The sequence below is a fragment of the Streptomyces sp. NPDC041129 genome (genome assembly GCF_055592265.1).
Map to the genome: position 1 here is coordinate 123,751 of NZ_JBVIYV010000003.1, position 15,932 is coordinate 139,682.

Genomic DNA, 15,932 nt, shown 5'->3' on the forward strand with positions numbered 1-15,932 from the left:
CGCGATGATTCCCGGAGAAGTCCTGTTCGCGGACGGCCCCGTCGTCTGCAACGAGGGCCGCGAGGTCACCCGCCTCACCGTTCTCAACGCCGCCGACCGGCCGGTCCAGATCGGCTCCCACTACCATTTCGCCGAGGCCAACCCCGGCCTGGAGTTCGACCGCGCCGCCGCGCACGGCAAGCGGCTGAACGTCGCCGCCGGCACCGCCGTGCGCTTCGAACCCGGTATCCCCGTCGACGTGGAACTCGTGCCCCTGGCCGGCGCCCGGATCGTGCCCGGACTGCGCGGCGCGACCGGAGGTGCCCTGGATGCCTGAGATCTCCCGCGCCGCGTACGCCGACCTGTTCGGCCCCACCACCGGCGACCGCATCCGGCTTGCCGACACCGATCTGCTGATCGAGATCGAGGAGGACCGCTCCGGCGGGCCCGGACTCGCCGGGGACGAGGCGGTCTTCGGCGGTGGCAAGGTCATCCGAGAGTCCATGGGCCAGTCCCGGGCCACCCGCGCCGAGGGGACCCCCGACACCGTCATCACCGGAGTGGTCGTCCTCGACCACTGGGGCATCGTCAAGGCCGACGTCGGCATCCGCGACGGCCGGATCACCGGCATCGGCAAGGCCGGCAACCCGGACACCATGGACGGCGTCCACCCCGACCTGGTGATCGGCCCGGAGACCGAGGTCATCGCCGGCAACGGGCGGATCCTCACCGCGGGTGCGATCGACGCCCATGTGCACTTCATCTGCCCGCAGATCGCCGACGAGGCGCTGGCCGCGGGCATCACCACCCTGGTCGGCGGCGGCACCGGCCCCGCCGAGGGCTCCAAGGCGACCACCGTGACGCCCGGCCCCTGGCACCTGGCCCGGATGCTCGCCGCGCTGGAGCAGTACCCGCTCAACATCGGCCTGCTGGGCAAGGGCAACACGGTCTCGCACGAGGCGATGCTCTCCCAGATCCGCGGCGGCGCCCTCGGGCTCAAACTGCACGAGGACTGGGGTTCCACCCCGGCCGTCATCGACGCCTCGCTGACCGTGGCCGACCGGACCGGCGTCCAGGTCGCCATCCACACCGACACCCTGAACGAGGCCGGATTCGTCGGCGACACGCTCGCCGCGATCGCCGGGCGGGGCATACACGCCTACCACACCGAGGGCGCGGGCGGCGGACACGCGCCGGACATCATGACGGTCGTCTCCGAGCCGCACGTGCTGCCGAGTTCGACGAACCCGACCCGGCCCTTCACCGTCAACACCGCCGAGGAACACCTCGACATGCTGATGGTCTGCCACCACCTGAACCCGGCGGTCCCGGAGGACCTGGCCTTCGCCGAGTCCCGCATCCGGCCCTCCACCATCGGCGCCGAGGACGTCCTGCACGACCTGGGGGCGATCTCCATCATCTCCTCGGACTCGCAGGCCATGGGCCGGGTCGGCGAGGTCGTGCTGCGCACCTGGCAGACCGCCCACGTCATGAAGCGGCGGCGCGGCGCGCTGCCCGGCGACGGCCGGGCGGACAACCACCGGGTGCGGCGCTACGTCGCCAAGTACACGATCAACCCGGCGCTCGCCCAGGGCCTCGCCCGGGAGATCGGCTCGGTGGAGACCGGCAAGCTCGCCGACCTGGTGCTGTGGGAACCGGCGTTCTTCGGCGTCAAGCCCCTCCTCGTCATCAAGGGCGGCCAGATCGCGTACGCGCAGATGGGCGACGCCAACGCCTCCATCCCCACCCCGCAACCCGTCCTGCCCCGCCCGATGTACGGGGCGACCGGACGGGCGCCGGCCGGGAACTCGTTCAACTTCGTGGCACCGCTCGCCGTCGAGGACGGGCTGCCGGAGCGGCTCGGGCTCGGCAAGCGGTTCGTCGCCATCGACTCGACGCGGCAGGTCACCAAGGCCGACATGCGGGAGAACGACGCGCGACCGCGGGTGCGGGTCGACCCGGACAGCTTCGCCGTGCACATCGACGGTGAGCTGGTCGAGGCGACTCCGGCCGCCGAACTGCCCATGGCCCAGCGCTACTTCCTCTTCTGATGTCCAGGGCTGCACTGCTCGTCCTGGCAGACGGCCGGTTTCCCGCCGGAGGGCACGCGCACTCCGGCGGGGCGGAGGCCGCCGTCAAGGCGGGCCGGATCACCTCCGCCGCGAGCCTGGAGGACTTCTGCCGCGGCCGGCTGCACACCGCCGGGCTGGTCGCGGGCGCGCTCGCGGCGGCGGCCGTCCTGTGCGTCGACCCGTGGGAGCTGGACGCGGCCGCGGACGCCCGCACGCCCTCGCCCGCGCTGCGCGCGGCCGCGCGCCGGCTCGGGCGGCAGTTGCTGCGGGCCGCCCGGGCCTGCTGGCCCTGCGAGGAACTCGACGCGCTGGCAAGGGAGTTCCCCAAGGGCGCCCACCAGCCGGTCGTGCTCGGCCTCGCCGCCCGCGCGGCCGGTCTCGAACCCGGGGACGCGGCGTACTGCGCGGCATACGAGAGCGTCAGCGGGCCGGCCACGGCGACGGTGCGGCTGCTGAGCCTCGATCCGTTCGACGCGACCGGTGTGCTGGCGCGGCTGGCCCCGGAACTGGACCGGGTCGTGGACCGGGCGGTGGCGGCCGCGCGGAGGGTCCCCGACGAGGGCACGGACGAGTTGCCGGCCGGGTCGGGACCGCTGCTGGAGGCCGGTGCCGAGTGGCATGCGGCCTGGCCCGTGCGGCTGTTCGCGTCCTGAGGAACCGTCATCCCCGCTACCACTCGCCGCCCGCCGGGGGCACTGCCCCTCGGTCAGGGCGTCTCGGACAGGAGCCGTACATGCACCTCGACCACACCCACCAGGGCCCCTCCGCCGTGAGCGCCGACGCCCACAAGCCCGACGGGACCCGGCGAGCCCTGCGCATCGGGCTCGGCGGTCCGGTCGGGTCCGGGAAGACCGCTACCGTCGCCGCGCTCTGCCGTGCCCTGCGCGAGGAACTGTCACTGGCCGTCGTCACCAACGACATCTACACCCGTGAGGACGCCGAGTTCCTGCTCCGGGAAGCCGTGCTGCCGCCCGAGCGGATCGCGGCCGTGGAGACCGGCGCCTGCCCGCACACCGCGATCCGCGACGACATCTCCGCGAACCTCGAGGCGGTGGAGGACCTGGAGGAGGCGGCAGGGCCGCTGGACCTGATCCTCCTGGAGTCCGGCGGGGACAACCTCACCGCGACCTTCTCCAGGGGACTCGTCGACGCGCAGATCTTCGTGATCGACGTGGCCGGCGGCGACGACATCCCGCGCAAGGGCGGGCCCGGCGTCACCACCGCCGACCTGCTCGTCGTCAACAAGACCGACCTGGCGCCGTACGTCGGCTCCGACCTCGCCCGGATGGCCGCCGACGCCAAGGCGCAGCGGGCCGAACTCCCGGTGATCCTGCAGTCGTTGCGGGACGAAGCGGGAGTCTCGGAGGTGGCGGCGTGGGTGCGGGGGCGGCTGGCCGCGTGGACGGCGTGACGGCGGCCGGGGTCCGGGCGGAGGCGCGGATCGTCGCCCGGAGCGACGGACGGGGCGGCACCGCCCTGCCCGTGCTGGACGGCGAGGGTCCGCTCGCGCTGCGCCGCGTCCGGGCGAGAGGCGACGAGGCGCGGGTGATGGTCGTCGGCGCGATGAGCGGCCCGCTCGGCGGCGACGACTTCCGGTTGCGGGCGCGGGTGGCCGAGGGCGCCCGGCTGCACGTCGGCTCGGCCGCCGCCACCATCGCGCTGCCGGGCCAGCACAAGGGCGAGGCACGCTACGACGTACGGCTCGACGTCGCCGCGGGCGCCGAGCTCAGCTGGTGCCCGGAGCAGCTCATCTCGGCCGGCGGCAGCGACCTGCACGTCACCACCCGGGCCGAACTCGTCGTCGGGGCACGGCTCGTGCTGCGCGAGGAGCAGGTGCTCGGGCGGGCCGGTGAGGAACCCGGACGGCTGACCAGCCGGCTCACCGTGCGGCTCGCCGGCCGGACCCTGCTGGACCAGGAGCTGAGCTGCGGGCCCGGAGCGCCGGGCGGCTGGGACGGCCCGGCCGTACTCGGCGGCCACCGGGCAGTGGGACAACTGGTCGTGGTGCGACCCGAGTTCGCGGAGCAGCCGCCCGGCGCGCGGGTACTGGGGGAGCACGCCGCGCTGATGCCGCTCGCCGGACCGGCGGTGCTCGTCGGTGCCGTCGCCCCCGACGCGCTGAAGTTGCGGCGGCTCCTCGACGAGGCACTCGCCCTGTTCGCCTAGTTGTTCCGCTCAGGAGACGCACTGATCCGTTTATCGGATTGGTAAAGAAGATCCGCCTCCTCTGTTCTCAGGTGGCTCACAGCCGCGAGGATCCCCGTCTGACCACTCGCAGCGATGTGCAATGGGAGCCCACTTGAGGGACAACAGACCGAAGAGCCGCCTGCTGGCGCTCAGTTCGGCCGGAGCGCTCGTTACGGCGACCCTGATAGCCGGCGCGGTGTCGGCGCCCGCGGCCAGCGCCGACAGCCGCCACGGACGGGACCGCGAGGCCGTCGGCGCCGAGATCGCCGCCGCCCGCGCCGCCAAGGCCGGCATCGACTGGCGGGACTGCCCCGCCGACTGGGGGCTGGAGAAGCCCATCCAGTGCGGCTGGGTCTCCGTGCCGCTCGACTACAGCAAGCCCAACGGCAAGCAGATCGAGCTCGCCGTCGACCGCATCGGCAACACGGGAACCGAGAAGGAGCGCCAGGGCGCGCTCGTCTACAACCCCGGCGGTCCCGGTGGCTCCGGCCTGCGCTTCCCGCGCCGGGTCACCACCAAGAACGCCGTCTGGGCGAACGCGGCGAAGGCCTACGACTTCGTGGGCTTCGACCCGCGCGGCGTCGGCCACTCGGCGCCCATCTCCTGCGTGGACCCGCAGGAGTTCGTCAAGGCGCCCAAGGCCGACCCGGTGCCGGACACCGAGGCCGACAAGACCGCCCAGCGCAAGCTCGCCCGTGCGTACGCGCAGGGCTGCGCCGAGCACAGCGGCACCATGCTGCCGCACATGACCACGCCGAACACCGCCCGCGACCTGGACGTCATCCGCGCCGCGCTCGGTGAGCGCAAGCTCAACTACCTCGGCGTCTCCTACGGCACCTACCTCGGCGCCGTCTACGGCACCCTCTTCCCGGGCCACCTGCGCCGCATGGTCGTGGACAGCGTGGTGAACCCGTCGAAGCGGAGCATCTGGTACCAGGCCAACCTGGACCAGGACGTCGCCTTCGAGGGCCGCTGGGAGGACTGGGAGGACTGGGTCGCCGCCAACGACGCCGCCTTCCACCTGGGCACCACCCGCGCCGCCGTCCAGGCCAAGTGGCTCGAACTGCGCGCGACCGCCAAGAAGAGCCCCCTCGGCGGGGTCGTCGGCCCGGCCGAGCTGATCTCGTTCTTCCAGAGCGCCCCGTACTACGACTCCTCGTGGGTGCCGGTCGCCTCGGTGTTCAGCAAGTACGTCGCCGGTGACACCCAGGCCCTCGTCGACGCCGCCGCCCCGGACATGGCGGACACGGCCGGCAACGCCGCCTCGGAGAACAGCAACGCCGTCTACACCGCCGTCGAGTGCGCCGACGCCAAGTGGCCCACCAGCTGGAGCAAGTGGGACCGGGACAACACCCGGCTCCACCGGGACCACCCGTTCATGACCTGGGCCAACGCCTGGATGAACCTGCCCTGCGCCACCTGGCCGGCCAAGCAGCGCACGCCCGTCGAGGTGGGCACCCACCGCGGCCTTCCGCAGGTGCTGATCGTCCAGTCGACGCATGACGCCGCCACCCCCTACGAGGGCGCCGTCGAACTGCACAAGCGGTTCAAGGGCTCCCGCCTCATCACCGAGCGGGACGCGGGCTCCCACGGTGTGACCGGCCTGGTCAACCCGTGCATCAACGAGCGCGTCGACGCCTATCTCCTCGGCGGCAAGCTGGACGCCGCCGACGTCACCTGCGCGCCGCACGCGACGCCCAAGCCGTAGCCGGCGGTTCGGACAACAGGGGCGGCCGGGTCTCCCGGCCGCCCCTTCGTCATGCCTCCGCCAGCCAGGCGTCCTCGGCCGCGTAGTCGAAGGGACCGGGGTACGCCCGCGCCATGACCGGGAAGCGCTCCCGCCAGTCGCCGTCACGCAGCGCACCCGTCAGCCACTCGACCGTCTCCGGCAGGCTGTCCGGGTAGGACACCACCGGCCGGTAGCCCAACTCCCGTTCGGCGGCGGACATGTCGAAGACCACCGGCAACGGCACCGACCACGGGCTCCCGCCCACGGTCCCGCCGGGCGGCGGGCCGTCCAGCAGCGTCGTCTCCGTCTCCACGCCCATGACCGTGTCGATCGCCGCCCCGATCTCCGCCGCCGTGGGCGCCTCGCCGTCACAGGCGTTGAGCACCCGGGACCCCGGCCGGGCCGCCGCCAGCCGCACCAGCTCGGCGATGTTCCGGGCGCTCGCCGGATGGAAGCGGCTCTCCCCGCGGTACGCGAGCACCCGACGGCGCCTGCCGTCCAGGTTCCGCTTCACGAAGTACAGCTCGCGGGGGAGCGGGCTGAACGGACCGTGCACCGCGCCCGCCCGCAGCACGGTCGTCGGCAACTCCGCCTCAGAAAAGCGCAGTTCGTGTTCCATTGCCGCCTTGCGGGTGGCGTAGGTCGCCGTGCCCGGCGCCACCACCGGCTGGGACTCGGGCACCGGCACCGGATACACCGGGAAGCCGTCCGGCTCGCCGGTGGTGTCGAAGCCCCGCCCAGCGCCGTCCTCGTACACCGCCACACTGGAGACGACGACCACGGCGCCGATCCGGTCGGCGAGGGAGGTCAACTGCCGTGCGTGCGAGGCGTCGTACGCCACCATGTCGACCACGAGGTCGCACCCGCCGCCCACCACGGCGGCGAGCGCGGCGTCGTCGGACCGGTCCAGCCGTACCACCCGCACGCCGGAGTCCCACGCCTCGTCCCGGCCGCCGCCCCGGGAGGCGGCCGTCACCTCCCAGCCGTCCCGTGCCAGCGCCGTCACCACCGGACGGCCGATCTGCCCGCTCGCCCCGATCACCACTGCCCTCTTCATGCGGCGAGCCTAAGCGCGGGTCAGGCCCGGGTCCGTACTGTTCTGCCGAGGGCAGAGGTCAGCCGAACGGCGTCCGGGGGAACTTGCGTTCCTTCTTCGCGTCCGTCTGCTCCGCCTTGACCACCGCCGCGTACCGGTCGACGTACTCCTGCTCGGAGAGCGAGAGGATCGCGTACATGATCTCGTCGGTGACGGCCCGCAGCACGGCCTTCTCCTTCTCCATGCCGGCGTAGCGCGAGAAGTCGAGCGGCTCGCCGAAGCGGATCTTGACGGGGCGGATACGGGGCACGACCTTGCCCGGCGGCTGCGCCTCGAAGGTGCCGATCATCGCGCAGGGCACGACCGGCACTCCGGCCCTCAGTGCCATGACCGCGACCCCGACCTTGCCCTTGTACAGCCGGCCGTCGTGCGACCGGGTCCCCTCCGGGTAGATGCCGAGCAGCTCGCCCTTGCCGAGCACCCCGAGCCCCTCGCGGATCGCGGCCTGCCCCGCCTCCTTGCCCGTGCGGTCCACCGGGATCTGCCCGGCGCTGCGGAAGAAGAACGCGGTGAGCCGGCCCTTGACGCCCGGCCCGGTGAAGTACTCGGCCTTGGCGAGGAAGGTGATGCGCCGCTTCAGGATCGCCGGCATCAGGAAGTGGTCCGAGAAGGACAGATGGTTCCCCGCGACGATCGCCGGACCCGACGCCGGCACATGCTCCAGCCCCTCGATCCGGGGCCGGAAGACCAGCCTGAGCACGGGGCCCAGGAGGACGTACTTGAGTAGGTAGTAGAACAACGGGTCGCTCCTCACTCCTGGCGGACTGGCTCAACCACCGCGTTCTTGCACGTCATTCGGGCTGTCGTGGGATGTCAGTGTAGGTGCAGGCGCGGCCGTCCGGCACCGGTGCGGACCGTGTCGGATCCGGCCCTGACCGGCTGCCCCGAACGGGTGCTGCCCGAACGCCGGAGGGCCGCGGGCGTCCCCCTCGCGGCACGATCGCTCCGGCACGAAGCGCCAGGAGCCGACCGCCCCCGGCGGGCGCGGGGCTGCCTATAGTCAGTCGGATGACCAATTCAGTGGACCGTCGGGCACAGGCGTCGCGCAAGCGGCAGCGGCTCACCGCTGCGGCGGCCCGGGTGCTGCACGAACAGGGAGTCGAACGCACCACCCTCGCCGACATCGCGGGCGCGGCCGACGTCCCCGTCGGCAACGTCTACTACTACTTCAAGACCAAGGACGAGCTGATCCGGGCCGCGCTGGCCGAGCACGGCGCGCGGCTGGACGAGCTCACCGGCCGTCTTGAGCGGACGGCCGACCCGCGCGACCGCCTGAAGGCCCTGGTCCAGGCCTGGGTCGGGCAGCGGGACGTCATCGCCCGCCACGGCTGCCCCACCGGCTCGCTGGCCACCGAACTCGGCAAGCGCGCCGACGGAGCCCTGGGCGCGGAGGCCGGGGCGGTGTTGCGCCGGCTGCTTGACTGGGCCGCCGGCCAGTTCCGCGAGCTGGTCCTGTCCGGCCCGGAGGACCTCGCCCTCACCCTCGTCTCCGGCTGCCAGGGCATGTCGCTCATGGCCAACGCCCTGCGCGACCCGGACGTCATGACCCGTGAGGGCGCCCGGCTGCGGCGCTGGCTGGACTCGCTCGGCGCTCAGGGCGCGCCCGTCGCGGGCAGCTCCAGACGCAGTTCGTAGCCGCCGTCCGCCGTCGGTCCCGAGGTGATGGTGCCGCCGAGGAGCGAGGCGCGCTGGCCCAGGCTGACGAGGCCGTAGTGCGAGCTGGGCAGAGGGAGCCCGGGGCGGGTCGGCGCGGAGTTCGTCACCGTGACGCGCACGGTGCCGTCCTGGTGGCCGAGGCAGACGGCCGCGGCGGCGCCCGGGGCGTGCTTACGGATGTTGGTCAGGGCCTCCTGGACGGTGCGGTAGACGGCTCGCTGCACGGTCGGCGGCAGGTCCTCCGGCAGATCCATCCGCAGCTTGGTCTCGATGCCGCTGCCCGCGACGAGCTGCTGGAGGTCGGCCAGGGACGGCTGGGGGGTCAGCTCGGTCGGGCGGCCGCCGGAGGCCCGCAGGACGTTGACCATGTGCCGCAGCTCGTCCAGGGTCTGGACGCTCAGCCGCCGGATCGTGGCCGCCGCGTCCTTGGCCTCCGGGTCCCGGCTGCCCACCTGCAGTGCGCCCGCCCGCACCGCGATCAGGCTCACCTGGTGGGAGACCACGTCGTGCATCTCGCGGGCGAGCTGCGCGCGTTCCTTGGACAGCGCGGCCTGGGCGGTCAGCAGCTGTTCGTGGTCGCGGGCCTCGGAGATCTCGGTGAGCCGCAGCGACAGATCACGCCGGGTCTGGACGAGCTGGCCGAGGAACACGGGAGCGGCGGCCATCGCCGCGGTGTAGGTCAGGGTGATCAGGGTCGACGTGCCCAGCAGGTCTATCGCGGGCGACGGCCATCGGGTGACGTCGCTGAACGTGAACGCCAGGGCGCACAGGGCCAGCATCAGGCGGTGGCGGGTGAGCGAGGCCAGGGTGTACAGCGCGGCCAGCGCGGCGAAGACGGCGTCGGAGACCAGCACGGAGGGCAGGGTGAGCAGGAACGTCAGCAGCGGCAGGCGGCGGCGCAGCAGCAGTGCGAAGGCGGCGATCAGGGCCAGGGTCATGCGCAGCGGCTCGTCGCTGTCGAAGTGCACCCAGACGTCGAACAGCGAACAGGCGACGACGGCGGCGTCCAGCAGCAGCGGGGGTGGCCGACGGAGTGTCATCCCTCCCCCTTCTCGAGGAGCCCGGCCCGTTGGGCGAGCAGGGCGGCCTGGACACGGCCGCCCACCTCCAGTTTGGTCAGGATGGCGCTCACATGGTCCTTGACCGTCCCGGTGCTCAGGTGCATCCGGGTGGCGATGTCACCGTTGGACAGCCCCTCCGCGACCAGGAGCAGCACATGGCGCTCACGCTCGGTCAGCCGTTCGATGGTGCGGGCGGCGGCCTCCTGGGAACCGGCGCCGAGGAAGCCGTCCACGACCGTCCGGGTCACCTTGTACGACAGGACGGTGCCGCCGTCGGCCAGGGCCCGCACCAGGAAGGGCAGCTCCTCGGGGTCGGTGTCCTTGAGCAGGAACCCCGCCGCGCCCGAGCGCAGGGCCGTCTCCACGTACTCGTCCATGTCGAACGTGGTGAGCATGGCCACGACCGGGGGCCGCGGCAGCCGGCGGATCTCCGCAAGGACGGTCAGGCCGTCCACGTCCGGCATGCGGATGTCGAGCAGTACGACGTCCGGCTCCATCTCCCGCACCACGACAAGCGCCTGGCCGCCCGGCACCGCCGCCACGACCTCGATGTCGTCCGCCGCGTCGAGGATGTGCTGGAAGCCCGTACGGATGAGGGCCTCGTCGTCGACCACCAGTACCCGGATCACGTGTGCTCCACTCGCTGCCGGTTTCCAGTCTGATCCGTACCGCGCCGAGCGGCGCGCCGTGGCCGCCCGGCGGCGGGTTCAGCCGGGCGGCGGGCCCGTCCCAGCCGGTCGGCGGGGCGGTTCCGGACATCCGCCGGATGGTCGCGGCCGGTGGCGGCCACGGACCCTGGTACGCATGAGCCAGGACGTGCCCTCGGCCGCGTCACCCACCGTGTCGCGCGCCCGGGTGTCACCCGCCGGGACAGACCGCCGCCCACCGGACCCACCGTCCCCGGGGCGGCTGGCCGGCGTCGACCTGGCCCGCGGTCTGGCGGTCCTGGGCATGTTCGCGGTCCACGTCGGCCCCGATCCGTCGGCCGGCGGCCCGCTGGGCTGGTCGATGGAGGTGGCCCGGGGCCGCTCCGCCGCCCTGTTCGCCGTGCTGGCCGGGTTCTCGCTCGTCCTGCTGACCGGCCGTCCGCAGCCGCGGACCGGCCGGGCCGGGCGGCAGGCGGTGGGCAGGGTACTGATCCGCGCGGCCGTGCTGGTCGTCCTCGGGTACGCCCTGACCGCACTCGGCACCGACGTCGAGGTGATCCTCTCCTGCTACGGGCTGCTGTTCCTCCTCGCCCTCCCGCTGCACCGGCTGCGGGCCGCCACCCTGGCCGTCGTCGCGGCCGCGACCGCGCTCGTGCTGCCCCAGGTCCTCTACGTGCTGCGGGCCGCCCTGGAGAACGGGGGCTGGGGCGACGCGGTCGTCGCACACGACCCGCTGGCCCGGGTCACCGGCACCGACGGGCTGGCCGATCTGCTCGTCACCAGCGCCTATCCCGTACTGACCTGGCTTCCGTTCATCGTCGCCGGCATGGCGGTGGCCAGGCTCGACCTCGACCGGCCCGGGGCACGGACCCGGCTGGCACTGTCCGGCACCCTGCTGGGCGTGGCCGGCTACGGAGGATCCTGGCTGGCCCTGCACCTGGTCCCGGGCGCGCAGGCCGCCGTCAGCGCGGCCACCGGGGGCGGCCCGGCCGGGTCCGCCTGGTGGTCCGACGCCGTGGGTGACGACCCCACGGCGGGCGTCCCCGCGTGGCTGCTGGTCGCCGCGCCGCACAGCCAGACGACGTGGTCGATCCTGGGCAACACCGGTGTCGCCCTGGTCGTCCTGGCCGCCTGTCTCGCCGTCACCGGCCGATCGCCGCGCCTGCGGTGGGCGGCCGCTCCGGTCACCGCGGTCGGCTCCGTCCCGCTGACCGTCTACGTCGGTCACATCCTCGCCATCAAGGCCCTGCACACCGATGACCTCGCGGACTCCGCCGCCCCGGCGGTCCTGCTCGGCTTCGCCGTGGTGGCCATGCTGTCGGCCCTGGCCTGGACCCGCGCCTTCCGGCGCGGACCGCTGGAGCACGCCCTGCACGCCGCCACCACACCGGCCCAACTGATCAGATGAACCGCGTACGGACTTCTCTCATCGAGAGCCGTGGCGGTGCACGAAGGAGGTCAGTCGCATGACGATCCGCCTCACGTTCCTGAGCACGAGCGGCGGGGAGCCCACCCCCGGCACCCGTTTCGGTGACGCTCCACCGACCGAACGCGAACTGGGTGAGGCGCGCGCCGCGCGAGCGGACCTCCCTTCCCACACCCGGGCCGTGCGCGCACCGTCCCTGCGTTGCCTGCGGACCGCCGAGGCACTGGGCCTGGCGGCGGGGAGCGAGCCCGCGCTGCGCGACCTCGACCTCGGCGCATGGCACGGCCGTACGGTCGACGAGGTCGCCGCGGCGGACCCGCACGCCTTCACCGCCTGGCTGACCGACCCGGACGCGGCACCGCACGGAGGTGAGTCGGTACGCCGGTTGTGCCGGCGCACCGCGAACTGGCTCGGCGCCGTCGCCGACGAGCCGGGCCACGTGCTGGCCGTCACCGAACCGGCCGTCGTCAGAGCCGCGCTCGTGCACGCCCTGGCCGCGCCGGCCAGAGCGTTCTGGCGCCTCGACGTGCCGCCCCTGTCTCCGGTGTCCCTCACCTGGCAACGCGGTCACTGGGACGTCAGTGTCGGCTCCGCCGCCTTCGAGGCGACGCGGCGGTTCACCGTGATCCACCGGAACCCGCACCGGCACGCCGGCCGGGAGGCCGCTCAGGCTTTCGTTCCGTCCGCCGGGACCTGGGCCGACCCCCTGCGGTACCCCAGGGTGGACGGAGCCGACTACGCCTCCACGCGCCCGTAGCGGCGCCCTCACCCCGGCCGCCGCCGCGGCCCTCGCGCGAGTCCCGTCGCCGCCCGCGCCGCCCGGCCCCGTACGATGTCCGCGATGCCCAGCACCCAGCAGCGCGCCCCGCGACCGCCCCGTCGCGCGCTGCTCGTGCTGGCGGTACTGGCCGGCCTGCTGGGCATGCACGCCCTGGCACCCGGCGGCGGCGCGGGGCACCCGGAACGGGTCCATGCCGGGCACCGCACGGTCGCCGTCATGGCCCCGGACGCCTGTCCGGACGGCCACTGCGGTGGCGGCCACCTGCACCACGCCGACCCGTCCTGTGCGTCCGCCGCCGTCAAGGACGGCCCCCGGTCACCCGTCCTGGTCCCCGGCCCGGTGACCGCCCCGGAGCCGGCCGACGCGTGCCGTTCCCGCGCCGTGGCCGCGCCGGACGGGGCCCGCGCACCGCCCACCCTGGCCGAACTGCAACTCCTGCGGATCTAGAGGCACCGACGACCGCCGGCACGGCGGCCGTCCACCCACTCGTGCCCGAAACACATTCCGACAGCAGGAGTCCCAGCATGACCATCCGTACCCTGACGCGCCGCGCCGCCCTCCTCGCGGTCACCGCGACCGCCTCGCTGGCCCTCGCCGCCTGCGGCGGCAGCGACGACGGCGCGGCCCACGCGGCACACGGCGGCCCGGCGTCGAGGGCCGCGTCCGCCACCGCCGGCACCCACAACGCCCAGGACGTCGCCTTCGCCCAGGGCATGATTCCGCACCACCGGCAGGCCCTGGAGATGGCGGAGCTCGCCGGCGGCCGGGCCCTCTCGGCCCGGGTGAAGGACCTCGCCGCCCGGATCGAGAAGGCACAGGACCCGGAGATCCGCACCATGACCGGCTGGCTGACCGCCTGGGGCGAGCAGGTGCCCACGGCCGGCATGGACCACTCGGGACACGCCGGCATGACCGGCATGATGGGCGACGACGACATGGCGGCCCTGAAGAAGGCCACCGGCGCGGACTTCGACAGGAGGTTCCTGTCCCTGATGGCCGAGCACCACCGGGGCGCCGTCGAGATGGCCGGCACCGAGAAGGCCAAGGGCGCCTACGGCCCGGCCAGGACCATGGCCGGTGACATCGTCCGCGCGCAGAACGCCGAGATCCAGGAGATGGAGCGGATCTCCGGCAGGAGCTGACGCGAAGCGGGGGGCCGGCACCGGTCCGGCCCCCCGCCCCCGGTTCCGTCAGCCCAGCACCTTCTCCAGGGAGCCCAGCGCCGAGCGCAGCTCCTCGGCCGTGATGGTCAGCGGCGGCGCCAGCCGGATCGTGGAGCCATGGGTGTCCTTGACCAGGACGCCCTCCCGCATGAGCCGCTCGCTGATCTCACGGCCGGTGCCGATGGCCGGGTCGACGTCGACGCCCGCCCACAGCCCGCGCGCCCGGAACCCGGTGACGCCCCTGCCGACCAGCTCGGTCAGGCCGCCGCGCAGGACCAGGCCCAGCTCGGCCGCCCGACGCTGGTACTCGCCCGTCTCCAGCAACCCGAGCACCGCCGAGCCGACCGCCGCGGCCAGCGGATTGCCGCCGAACGTGGAGCCGTGCTCACCCGGGCGCAGCACGCCCAGCACCTCGCGCCGGGCCACCACCGCCGACACCGGCACGATGCCGCCGCCCAGCGCCTTGCCCAGCAGCAGCACGTCCGGGACGACGCCCTCGTGCTCGACGGCGAGGGTGCGGCCGGTGCGGCCGAGGCCCGACTGGATCTCGTCCGCGATGAACAGGCAGCCCTTGCGGCGGGTCAGCTCCCGGACACCGGTCAGATAGCCCTCGTCCGGGATGACGACCCCGGCCTCGCCCTGGATCGGCTCGATCAGCACCGCGGCCGTCGTCTCGTCGACCGCCGCCTCCAGCGCGGCCAGGTCGTTGTACGGCACGATCTTGAAGCCGGGCGTGAAGGGGCCGAAGCCAGCCCGGGCCGACTCGTCCGTCGAGAAGCTGACGATCGTCGTCGTACGGCCGTGGAAGTTCTCGGCCGCCACCACGATCGTCGCCCGGTCGGCGGGGACGCCCTTCACGTCGTACGCCCACTTGCGGGCCACCTTGATGCCGCTCTCCACCGCCTCGGCGCCGGTGTTCATGGGCAGCACCATGTCGAGCCCGGTCAGCGCGGCGAGCCGCTCCGCGAACTCGGCCAGCCGGTCGTTGTGGAAGGCGCGGGAGGTCAGGGTCAGCCGGTCGAGCTGCTGGTGCGCGGCCTCGATCAGCTCCGGGTGCCGGTGGCCGAAGTTGAGGGCCGAGTAGCCGGCCAGCATGTCGAGGTAGCGGCGGCCCTCGACGTCCTCCACCCAGGTGCCCTCGGCCCGGGCGACGACCACGGGCAGGGGGTGGTAGTTGTGCGCGAGGACCGGCTCCTCCGCACGGATCAGGTCCTCGGACATACGGGTGCGCGCGGGTGCGGTCATCAGCGGATCTCCTGGGTGCAGCACTTGATGCCACCGCCGGCCTTGTGGAACTCCGACAGGTCGACGGGGACGGGAACGTAGCCGTGGCCGGCCAGGCGCTCGGCCAGCGCCTCGGCCTTCGGGGCGATGAAGACGTGCCGGCCGTCGGACACGGAGTTCAGGCCGAACGCCATCGCGTCGTCGCGCGTGGCGAGCACGGCGTCCGGGTACAGGCGCCGCAGCACCTCCCGGCTGCCCGGGGAGAACGCCTCCGGGTAGTAGACGATGTTGTCGTCGTCCAGGACGAACAGGGCCGTGTCCAGGTGGTAGAAGTACGGGTCCACCAGCGTCAGGCCGATCACCGGGTGACCGAGGAACTCCTGGGCCTCGCGGTGGGCCTCGCGGGTGGTGCGGAAGCCGGTGCCGGCCAGCACGTACCGGCCCGTCCACACCAGGTCGCCCTCACCCTCGGTGACCGACTCGGGGCGGTGGACGTCGAACCCGGCCGCCTTGAACCAGGTGTCGTAGTGGACCGACTCGGGGCGCCGCTCCGGCGCGTGGAACAGGGACCCGAAGACCCGGCCGCCGACCACGAACGCGGCGTTGGCGGCGAAGACCATGTCGGGCAGGCCCGGGACCGGATCGACCGCGTCCACGGTGTGGCCGTGGCCGCGGTAGGCGCCGATCAGGGCCTGCCACTGCTCCCGGGCCAGGTCCACGTCGACCGGCTTGTCGGGATGCATCCACGGATTGATCGCGTACTGCACGGCGAAGTGTCTGGGTTCGCAGACGAGGAAGCGCCGATGGCGCGGCACACGGCTCTCGGGCACAGAGGGTTCCCTCCGCTTTCCTGTGTGTCACTGAAGGATGACACCACGGTAGAAAGCGGCGGAGGCGGACGACAAGAAACA

The 15,932-nt window shown here is 73.3% G+C and carries 17 protein-coding genes; 11 read left to right on the forward strand and 6 right to left on the reverse strand.

The window, feature by feature from the left end; genetic code table 11:
• Nucleotides 1-4 precede the first annotated feature (4 nt).
• From ACZ6B1_RS13340 to ACZ6B1_RS13365, 6 genes are all read left to right on the forward strand, one after another.
• On the forward strand, nucleotides 5-316 hold the full coding sequence (locus ACZ6B1_RS13340; RefSeq protein WP_468777754.1) for an urease subunit beta: 312 nt from the start codon (nucleotides 5-7) through the stop codon (nucleotides 314-316).
• Entirely contained in the window at nucleotides 309-2,030 is a 1,722-nt protein-coding gene (locus tag ACZ6B1_RS13345) for an urease subunit alpha (RefSeq protein ID WP_468777756.1), read from the forward strand. Before ACZ6B1_RS13340 ends, ACZ6B1_RS13345 begins: the two co-directional genes overlap by 8 nt.
• The gene (locus ACZ6B1_RS13350) at nucleotides 2,030-2,704 is read left to right on the forward strand and encodes an urease accessory protein UreF (protein ID WP_468777758.1); all 675 of its coding nucleotides are present in this window, start codon (nucleotides 2,030-2,032) and stop codon (nucleotides 2,702-2,704) included. Before ACZ6B1_RS13345 ends, ACZ6B1_RS13350 begins: the two co-directional genes overlap by 1 nt.
• Nucleotides 2,705-2,784: 80 nt before the next feature.
• The gene (gene ureG / locus ACZ6B1_RS13355; protein ID WP_468777760.1) at nucleotides 2,785-3,462 is read left to right on the forward strand and encodes an urease accessory protein UreG; all 678 of its coding nucleotides are present in this window, start codon (nucleotides 2,785-2,787) and stop codon (nucleotides 3,460-3,462) included.
• Nucleotides 3,459-4,217 (forward strand): urease accessory protein UreD, encoded by a 759-nt coding sequence (locus tag ACZ6B1_RS13360; protein ID WP_468778550.1) that lies wholly within the window; start codon nucleotides 3,459-3,461, stop codon nucleotides 4,215-4,217. The genes ureG and ACZ6B1_RS13360 overlap by 4 nt, the downstream gene beginning before the upstream one ends.
• A 121-nt stretch (nucleotides 4,218-4,338) precedes the next feature.
• Nucleotides 4,339-5,946: an alpha/beta hydrolase gene (locus tag ACZ6B1_RS13365; RefSeq protein ID WP_468777762.1), complete on the forward strand. Its 1,608-nt coding sequence runs from the start codon at nucleotides 4,339-4,341 to the stop codon at nucleotides 5,944-5,946.
• Nucleotides 5,947-5,995: 49 nt separating this feature from the next.
• On the opposite strand, the gene ACZ6B1_RS13370 is transcribed toward ACZ6B1_RS13365, so the two are convergent.
• Together ACZ6B1_RS13370 and ACZ6B1_RS13375 are read right to left on the reverse strand one after the other, a co-directional pair.
• Nucleotides 5,996-7,012: an NAD-dependent epimerase/dehydratase family protein gene (locus ACZ6B1_RS13370; protein ID WP_468778551.1), complete on the reverse strand. Its 1,017-nt coding sequence runs from the start codon at nucleotides 7,010-7,012 to the stop codon at nucleotides 5,996-5,998.
• Nucleotides 7,013-7,082: 70 nt separating this feature from the next.
• Nucleotides 7,083-7,802: a lysophospholipid acyltransferase family protein gene (locus ACZ6B1_RS13375; protein WP_468777764.1), complete on the reverse strand. Its 720-nt coding sequence runs from the start codon at nucleotides 7,800-7,802 to the stop codon at nucleotides 7,083-7,085.
• A 269-nt stretch (nucleotides 7,803-8,071) separates the two neighbouring features.
• Here ACZ6B1_RS13375 and ACZ6B1_RS13380 point away from each other — a divergent pair, with 269 nt between their 5' ends.
• Nucleotides 8,072-8,698 (forward strand): TetR/AcrR family transcriptional regulator, encoded by a 627-nt coding sequence (locus ACZ6B1_RS13380; protein ID WP_468777765.1) that lies wholly within the window; start codon nucleotides 8,072-8,074, stop codon nucleotides 8,696-8,698.
• Here ACZ6B1_RS13380 and ACZ6B1_RS13385 read toward each other — a convergent pair.
• The gene (locus ACZ6B1_RS13385) at nucleotides 8,656-9,759 is read right to left on the reverse strand and encodes a sensor histidine kinase (RefSeq protein ID WP_468777766.1); all 1,104 of its coding nucleotides are present in this window, start codon (nucleotides 9,757-9,759) and stop codon (nucleotides 8,656-8,658) included. The genes ACZ6B1_RS13380 and ACZ6B1_RS13385 overlap by 43 nt on opposite strands.
• A complete protein-coding gene (locus ACZ6B1_RS13390) occupies nucleotides 9,756-10,409 on the reverse strand; it encodes a response regulator (protein WP_468777767.1) in 654 nt (217 codons plus the stop codon). Before ACZ6B1_RS13390 ends, ACZ6B1_RS13385 begins: the two co-directional genes overlap by 4 nt.
• 175 nt (nucleotides 10,410-10,584) lie before the next feature.
• On the opposite strand from ACZ6B1_RS13390, the gene ACZ6B1_RS13395 reads away from it, so the two are divergent.
• The 4 genes from ACZ6B1_RS13395 (at nucleotide 10,585) to ACZ6B1_RS13410 (ending at nucleotide 13,776) form a co-directional block, all read left to right on the forward strand.
• The gene (locus ACZ6B1_RS13395) at nucleotides 10,585-11,835 is read left to right on the forward strand and encodes a heparan-alpha-glucosaminide N-acetyltransferase domain-containing protein (protein ID WP_468777768.1); all 1,251 of its coding nucleotides are present in this window, start codon (nucleotides 10,585-10,587) and stop codon (nucleotides 11,833-11,835) included.
• Between the two features lie 58 nt (nucleotides 11,836-11,893).
• The gene (locus ACZ6B1_RS13400) at nucleotides 11,894-12,610 is read left to right on the forward strand and encodes a histidine phosphatase family protein (RefSeq protein ID WP_468777769.1); all 717 of its coding nucleotides are present in this window, start codon (nucleotides 11,894-11,896) and stop codon (nucleotides 12,608-12,610) included.
• An 84-nt stretch (nucleotides 12,611-12,694) separates the two neighbouring features.
• Nucleotides 12,695-13,081, forward strand: coding sequence for a DUF6153 family protein (locus ACZ6B1_RS13405; RefSeq protein WP_468777770.1), 387 nt, complete (start codon nucleotides 12,695-12,697; stop codon nucleotides 13,079-13,081).
• A gap of 77 nt (nucleotides 13,082-13,158) precedes the next feature.
• A complete protein-coding gene (locus ACZ6B1_RS13410; RefSeq protein WP_468777771.1) occupies nucleotides 13,159-13,776 on the forward strand; it encodes a DUF305 domain-containing protein in 618 nt (205 codons plus the stop codon).
• 48 nt (nucleotides 13,777-13,824) lie between these two features.
• Here the strand turns inward: ACZ6B1_RS13410 and rocD are convergent, their stop codons facing one another.
• Nucleotides 13,825-15,042 (reverse strand): ornithine--oxo-acid transaminase, encoded by a 1,218-nt coding sequence (gene rocD, locus ACZ6B1_RS13415; protein ID WP_468777772.1) that lies wholly within the window; start codon nucleotides 15,040-15,042, stop codon nucleotides 13,825-13,827.
• Nucleotides 15,042-15,851 carry a dimethylargininase gene (gene ddaH, locus ACZ6B1_RS13420; RefSeq protein WP_468777773.1) on the reverse strand — a complete coding sequence of 270 codons (810 nt, stop codon included), beginning with the start codon at nucleotides 15,849-15,851 and terminating at the stop codon, nucleotides 15,042-15,044. The genes rocD and ddaH overlap by 1 nt, the downstream gene beginning before the upstream one ends.
• Between the last annotated feature and the right edge of the window lie 81 nt (nucleotides 15,852-15,932).